General features: G+C 74.0%; 6 protein-coding genes. 5 read left to right on the top strand and 1 reads right to left on the bottom strand.

The annotated features are described in order from the left end of the window. Nucleotides 1-122 precede the first annotated feature (122 nt). Complete coding sequence (locus ACWGIU_RS25610; protein ID WP_030389078.1) at nucleotides 123-335, bottom strand: hypothetical protein; 213 nt, start codon at nucleotides 333-335, stop codon at nucleotides 123-125. Nucleotides 336-428: 93 nt separating this feature from the next. On the opposite strand from ACWGIU_RS25610, the gene ACWGIU_RS25605 reads away from it, so the two are divergent. From ACWGIU_RS25605 to ACWGIU_RS25585, 5 genes are all read left to right on the top strand, one after another. Then, entirely contained in the window at nucleotides 429-1,634 is a 1,206-nt protein-coding gene (locus ACWGIU_RS25605; protein ID WP_453709485.1) for a bifunctional adenosylcobinamide kinase/adenosylcobinamide-phosphate guanylyltransferase, read from the top strand. A gap of 140 nt (nucleotides 1,635-1,774) precedes the next feature. Beyond that, nucleotides 1,775-2,839 (top strand): nicotinate-nucleotide--dimethylbenzimidazole phosphoribosyltransferase, encoded by a 1,065-nt coding sequence (gene cobT, locus ACWGIU_RS25600; protein WP_453709483.1) that lies wholly within the window; start codon nucleotides 1,775-1,777, stop codon nucleotides 2,837-2,839. 98 nt (nucleotides 2,840-2,937) lie between these two features. Beyond that, on the top strand, nucleotides 2,938-4,788 hold the full coding sequence (locus tag ACWGIU_RS25595; RefSeq protein ID WP_453709481.1) for a phosphatidylglycerol lysyltransferase domain-containing protein: 1,851 nt from the start codon (nucleotides 2,938-2,940) through the stop codon (nucleotides 4,786-4,788). A gap of 53 nt (nucleotides 4,789-4,841) precedes the next feature. Continuing rightward, a complete protein-coding gene (locus ACWGIU_RS25590; RefSeq protein ID WP_453709479.1) occupies nucleotides 4,842-5,486 on the top strand; it encodes a hypothetical protein in 645 nt (214 codons plus the stop codon). A gap of 76 nt (nucleotides 5,487-5,562) precedes the next feature. Beyond that, the coding region (locus ACWGIU_RS25585; RefSeq protein ID WP_453709488.1) for a sensor histidine kinase at nucleotides 5,563-6,620 on the top strand (1,058 nt) is incomplete at its 3' end.

Below are 6,620 nucleotides of genomic sequence, written 5' to 3'. Positions count from 1 at the left end.
GTCCGGGGCCGTGCAGCGCAAGGCGGAGGGGCGCCCGTGTACCGGAGTACTCGGGCGCCCCGACAACGCGGCGAGGCGCGGTGCCAGACGCCGCAGGCCAGGCGGGACTTTTACGACGCGCCCTAAGCGTCCAGCGCGGCCCGCAGGCTCATCGTGTAGAGCTCGGTCCCGGCGTCGTCGGACAGCTTCACCTGCTCGACGCCGCCTTCCAGCAGGTCCTTCCAGTACTCCCCGATCCAGGACTCCGCGTCCCCCTGCGTGGTGAACTCCTCCGGTACCACCGACGGGCTCGTCTCGGTGCCGTCGGCCGTCTCGAACCGCCACGTCCACGCCATGTCCGCCTCCGTTGCTCGCACGCTTCCTGTCCTGAGTGTGCCCGCAGAGTAACCGGGCGCGCAGCAGTCTCGGCGACGCGGGAGGATCATCCTGTGGAACTCACTCTGCTCGGCACCGGAACACCCGAGGGCCTGCCCCGCCCCGGCTGCCCCTGTGCGGCCTGCGCGGTGTCCGTCGGCACGCGCTCCCGCGCCGCCACGGCCGTTCTCGTCGACGGGGCACTGCTGCTGGACCTGACCCCCGGGGCGGTACTGGCGGGCGCCCGGGCCGGGCATTCGCTGGCCGGGGTGCGGCAGGTGCTGCTGACCCACCCGCACGACGGTCCCGCGGTCGAGCTGCCGCCCGGGCTGCCGGCCGCCGGGCGGGTGCCGGACGGGCGGGAGCTCGCGGTGATCTCCGGGCACCGGGTGCGGGCGGTGCCGATGGACGCGCCGGGGACCGGGTACGAGGTGACCGGCCCGGACGGCGTCCGGCTGCTGTACCTGCCGCCGGGCGGAGCCCCGGCCGGAGTCGCCGGGCAGCCTGGGCGGAGCCCGTACGACGTGGTGCTCATGGACGTGTCGGGCCGGCCCGAGGCGCTGGCGCGGCTGCGGGCGAGCGGCGCCGTCGGCCCGGGCACGGACGTGATCGCCGTTCACCTGGACCACGACACCCCGCCGGGCCGGGAGCTGGAGCGCCGGTGCGCGGCGGCCGGGGCCCGGGCGGTGCCGGACGGGACGACCGTGGTCGTCGGGGAGTACGCGGTGGTGCCGGAGCTGCCGCGCCGGACCCTGGTGCTGGGCGGGGCCCGCTCCGGCAAGTCCGTGGAGGCGGAGCGGCGGCTGGAGTCCTTCCCCGAGGTGGTCTACGTGGCCACCGGCGGCACCCGGGACGGCGACGCGGAATGGGCCCAGCGGGTCGGCCTGCACCGGGAGCGCCGGCCGGGGAGCTGGCGGACGGTGGAGACGTGCGAGCTCGTCCCGCTGCTGGCCGCCGACGGGCCGGCGCTGCTGATCGACTGCCTGGCGCTGTGGCTGACGGACGCGATGGACCGGGCCGGGGCGTGGGACGACGCGGTGTGGGCCGGCGGCGGGCGGCGTCAGCTCGCCGAGCGGACCGCCGAGCTGGTGGCGGCCGTGCGCGCGACCCGCCGTCCCGTGGTGCTGGTCAGCAACGAGGTCGGCTCGGGCGTCGTCCCGGCGACCTCCTCGGGGCGCCGCTTCCGGGACGAGCTGGGCCGGCTGAACGCGGCCGTCGCGGGCGAGTGCGAGCACGTACTCCTCGTCGTCGCGGGCCTGGTGACGGTCCTCAAGGAATAGCCGGGGACAGCACCGGCGCGGCGCGGCGAGGAGGAGCCCGACGGCCGGTCCGCCGACGGGTGTTCCGCCGTTCCGCGACCGGGCCGGAACAGGTCGTCCAAGGCCTGAGGGAGGGCCTTACCGGCTGTACGCTCTGGCAGATGAGCACGCTGAATCTCGACGACTTCTCCGATCTGATCGAGCGCCCCGACGGGGGCGTCCGGCGTGACGCCGAGGAACGCCGTGAGCGCCTCGCCGTCCCGCCCGGCGCGCTGGGCCGGCTCGACGAACTCGCCGAGTGGCTCGCCGCCGCGCAGGGTCGGGTTCCGGTCAAGCCGATCGAGCGCCCGCGCGTGGTGCTGTTCGCCGCCGACCACGGGATCGCCGCCGAGGGCGTCTCCGCCCGGGCCGCGTCCACCGGCCACGAACTGGTGCGGGCCGTCCTCGAAGGCGCCAGCCCCGTCGCCATCCTGGCCGGCCGGCTCGGCGCCACCATACGGATCGTCGACGCCGGGCTCGACTGCGATCCCGCGCTGCTCCCCGCGGACGTGGCCGGGCACCGGGTCCGGCGTGGCAGCGGCCGGATCGACGTGGAGGACGCGCTGACGGTCGAGGAGGCCGAGGCCGCGGTGCGGCTCGGGATGCGGATCGCCGACGAGGAGGCCGACTCCGGAACGGATCTGGTCGTCCTCGGCGACCTGAGCGTGGGCGGGACCACGGTCGCCGCGACCCTCGTCGCCGCACTGTGCGGAACCGACGCCTCGGTGGTCACCGGCCGCGGCGGACGGCCCATCGACGACCTGGCCTGGATGCGCAAGTGCGCGGCGATCCGCGACGCGCTGCGCCGGGCCCGCCCGGTCCTCGGCGACCAGGTGGCGCTGCTGGCCGCCGTCGGCGGTGCGGACGTGGCCGCCATCACCGGATTCCTCCTCCAGTGCGCGGTGCGCCGTACTCCCGTCATCCTTGACGGTGTCGTTTCGGCCGCGTGCGGGCTGGTGGCCCAGCGGGCCGCGTTCCGGGCTCCCGACTGGTGGCTGGCCGGACAGGCCAGCGGCGAGCCGGGCCAGACGAAGGCACTTGACCGAATGGCGCTCAACCCCGTGCTCGATCACGGCGTCACAGTAGGTGAAGGTACCGGGGCATTGCTGGCTCTCCCCCTCGTCCAGGCGGCCGCCGCACTCGCGGCGGAACTCCCGGCGCGGGCGGTGGAGGAGCCGACGGAATGAGCCGCCGGGGCCCCCGGTCCTGACCAGGCCGTGGCCCCCGACCGCACAATCACGGACAGCTGCGCCCCATATGATCGCTTTTTATGGGAGAGGTCCGTTTGACCAGCGCAGAGACCGACCGCACCGCCGTACCGGCGACCGGTCCGTCAGCCGGCAGGAAAGCAACCGGCGGCGGCCCCGCCGGCAGGGCGGCGGGCAACGGCCGGGAGACCGGCCGCGGGAGCGCGCGTTCACGGCACGGCGCCGCGTTCGCGGTGTGGTACCTGCGCGCCGTCACCTTCATCAACTTCCTCAGTGCGGTGTGGGTTTCGCTCGGGCAGGACCTCAGACGGCACAGCGTCGAGGACTTCTACACCCCGTACATGCTCACCGCGGGGTTCGCCTCCGGGCTGTTCACGCTGCTGCTCGCGGTCACCCTCGGCCGCCGCAAGCGGGCCTCCTGGATCCTCAACCTCGTCCTCAGCGGCCTCCTGGCCCTGCTGCTCGCCTACGCGCTCTCCACTCACGAGGAGATCCGCCAGCACGCGCAGAACTGGGTCTCCCTGGCCCTGACGGCCGGCTTCACGGTCGCCCTGCTGCTGGGCCGCCGCGAGTTCTACGCCAAGGGCGACCGGTCCAACCCGGCGCTCGCCAGCACCGTCGCCGCCGTCGGCCTGCTGCTCACCTCGCTGGTCGCGGCCCTGCTCGTCGGCGCCACCAACACCTCCCCGCTGAGCTCCGAGGCCTCCTTCCCGGAGCGCTGGTGGTACGGGGTGATGCGGCTGATCACCCTGGCCCCCGGCGAGTGGGCCTCCGAGGCGATCACCACGCCCGGCTGGGTGGACGTCTGCGTCAACGTCATGTCGATGCTGCTGCTGCTCGCCGTGCTGTTCGCCGCCTTCCGCTCGCGCCGCGCCGTCGACCCGATCAGCGAGGAGGACGAGGAGCGGCTGCGGGCGCTGCTGGCCCGGCAGGGCGACCGCGACTCGCTCGGCTACTTCGCGCTGCGCCGCGAGAAGTCCGTCATCTGGTCCCCCACCGGCAAGGCCGCCGTCACCTACCGCGTCGTCGGCGGGGTCTCCCTGGCCTCCGGCGACCCGATCGGCGACCCCGAGGCCTGGCCGGGCGCCATCGATCCGTGGCTGGCCGAAGCCCGCGAGCACGGCTGGGTGCCGGCCGTGATGGGGGCGAGCGAGGAGGCGGGACAGATCTACGCCCGGCACGGCCTGGACGCCCTCGAACTCGGGGACGAGGCGATCGTCGAGACCGCCGAGTTCACCCTGGAGGGCCGCGCCATGCGGACCGTCCGGCAGGCCTTCAACCGCGTCAAGCGGGCCGGGTACACCGTCCGCATCCGCCGCCACGACGACATCCCGGCCGCCGAGATGGCCGAGCTGGTGCGCCGCGCCGACGACTGGCGCGACGGCGCCACCGAGCGCGGCTTCTCCATGGCGCTGGGCCGGCTGGGTGATCCCGCGGACGGCCAGTGCGTGATGCTGGAGTGCACCGACGGCAACGGCGAGCTGCGGGCCGTGCTGTCCTTCGTACCGTGGGGACCCAGGGGTCTGTCGCTGGATCTGATGCGCCGGGACCGGGACTCCGAGAACGGCCTGATGGAGTTCATGGTCATCGAACTCCTCGAACGCTCCAAGGAGATCGGGGTCACCCAGGTCTCGCTCAACTTCGCGATGTTCCGGTCCGTCTTCGAGCGCGGGTCCAGGCTCGGCGCCGGTCCGGTGCTGCGGATGTGGCGCTCGCTGCTCAGCTTCTTCTCCCGCTGGTGGCAGATCGAGTCCCTCTACCGGGCCAATGCCAAATACCGGCCGATCTGGGAACCGCGGTTCATGCTCTTCGAGAAGAGTTCGGACCTGCTGCGGATCGGTGTCGCGGCCGGACGGGCCGAAGGCTTCCTGGAGGCCCCCGGCCTTCCGAAGTGGCTGCACCGCAGACACCTGGAGACCCGCCGTTGACAGCGTGGAACAGCTCCCCACTCCGGCAGTTCGCCCGCCGTGAGTGGGGACCCATGGGCTGGACCGTCCGGGACGCGCTCGCCCGCGACAGGTGGCGGGCGATCCCGATGACCATCGGGGCGGTCTGTCTGACCTCGGTCTTCCAGATCGTGCAGAACACCTCCTGGGGGTTCCAGCCGGTCCAGAACCTCGGATCGGTCAAAGCCGCCGACCCGCTCGGACCGGCCCTCCTGCGCACCCCGCTGTCCCTGTTCGTCCCCGCCCTGGACCTGCCGGTCTGGGGGGCGCTCGCGCAGATCCTGCTCGTCTTCGGCATCGCCGAGATCTGCATCGGCTGGTGGCGCACCCTGCTGATCGGCTACGTCGCCACCCTCGCCGGGACCACGTACGCGCGGATCGGTCTCGCGCTCGGGCCGGAGCACCCCCTCGGCCTGCCGGTGTCCGACCGGATCGTCAACGACACCGGGCCCTCGGCGGCGGTGGTGGGGCTGGCCATCTACCTCTGCTGGCGCCACCGGGCGTACCTGACCGGCGCCCTCGTGATCGTGGCGATGATCGGCGAGGTGCTGATCAAGGACAACCTGGCCGGCAAGGAGCACCTGGCGGCCATCACCGCCGTCATGGCGGTGTGCGTGGTGCGGGCGCGCTGGGGGCCGGTGCGGGCGCGCGTCCCGCTGGGGCCCCACCCTCCGCCGTAGGGGGCGCCGACGGATGAGGCCGTACGGTATCCGGGTGACGACAGACCTCGGGCCGTTCGCCCCCACCCGGCAGTGGATGCGGGCCCATCCGCTCGCCACCGATGCCGTGCTGGCGTTCGGGGCGTTCGTCGCCATGGTCGTCGGCTCCTTCGCCGATCCGCACGGGCCGCACGGGCCCACCTTCGGGACGCGCACCCCCGAGCCGTTCTCGCTGCTGCTGATGCTGCTCGGCGCGGCCGCCCTGGTGTTCCGGCGCCGGCAGCCGCGCGCCGTGCTCGCTGTGACCTGCGGGCTGTCCCTGCTGGAGCTGACCACCGGGGAGCCGCGGGCGCCCGTCGCCATGTGCACGGTGATCGCTCTGTACACGGTGGCCTCCCACACCGACCGGCCGACGACCTGGCGGATCGGGCTGCTCACCATGGCGGGCCTGACGGGCGTCGCCATGCTCGCCGGGCCGCTGCCCTGGTACGCGCAGGAGAACCTCGGGATCTTCGCCTGGACCGGGATGGCCGCGGCCGCCGGGGACGCCGTACGCAGCCGGCGGGCCTTCGTCGACGCCATCCGGGAACGGGCCGAGCGCGCCGAGCGGACCCGGGAGGAGGAGGCCAGGCGGCGGGTCGCCGAGGAGCGGCTGCGAATCGCCCGGGACCTGCACGACGTGGTGGCCCATCACATCGCCCTGGTCAACGTGCAGGCCGGAGTGGCCGCGCACGTCATGGACAAGCGCCCGGACCAGGCCAAGGAGGCGCTGGCGCACGTACGGGACGCCAGCCGGTCGGCGCTGAACGAACTGCGGGCCACGGTCGGGCTGCTGCGGCAGTCCGGCGACCCGGAGGCGCCGACGGAGCCCGCGCCGGGGCTCGGCGTCCTGAACGAGCTGGTGGACACCTTCCGGCACGCCGGGCTGCCGGTGCAGGTCATCGTCCAGCTGGACGGGGCGGCGGGGCCGCTGCCGGCGGCCGTGGACCTGGCGGCGTACCGGGTGATCCAGGAAGCACTGACGAACGTACGCAAGCACGCGGGGCCGGGGGCGAAGGCGGAGGTGAGCGTTGTCCGGGTGGGGCCGTCGGTGGAGGTGACGGTCCTGGACGACGGCGGCGAGTCGGCGGACCCGGCGCCGGAACCGGCCGACCC

The sequence above is a fragment of the Streptomyces sp. NPDC054840 genome, assembly GCF_053611065.1.
The sequence above is the reverse complement of the archived record's forward strand: the minus strand, read 5'-3'. Positions and strand labels throughout refer to the sequence as shown.

Excerpts from the sequence above, each read along its gene's own strand:
- ACWGIU_RS25610 (WP_030389078.1), bottom strand. The coding sequence starts at position 335 with ATGGCGTGGACGTGGCGGTTCGAGACGGCCGACGGCACCGAGACGAGC.
- ACWGIU_RS25590 (WP_453709479.1), top strand. The coding sequence starts at position 4,842 with ATGGGCTGGACCGTCCGGGACGCGCTCGCCCGCGACAGGTGGCGGGCG.
- cobT (WP_453709483.1), top strand. The coding sequence starts at position 1,775 with ATGAGCACGCTGAATCTCGACGACTTCTCCGATCTGATCGAGCGCCCC.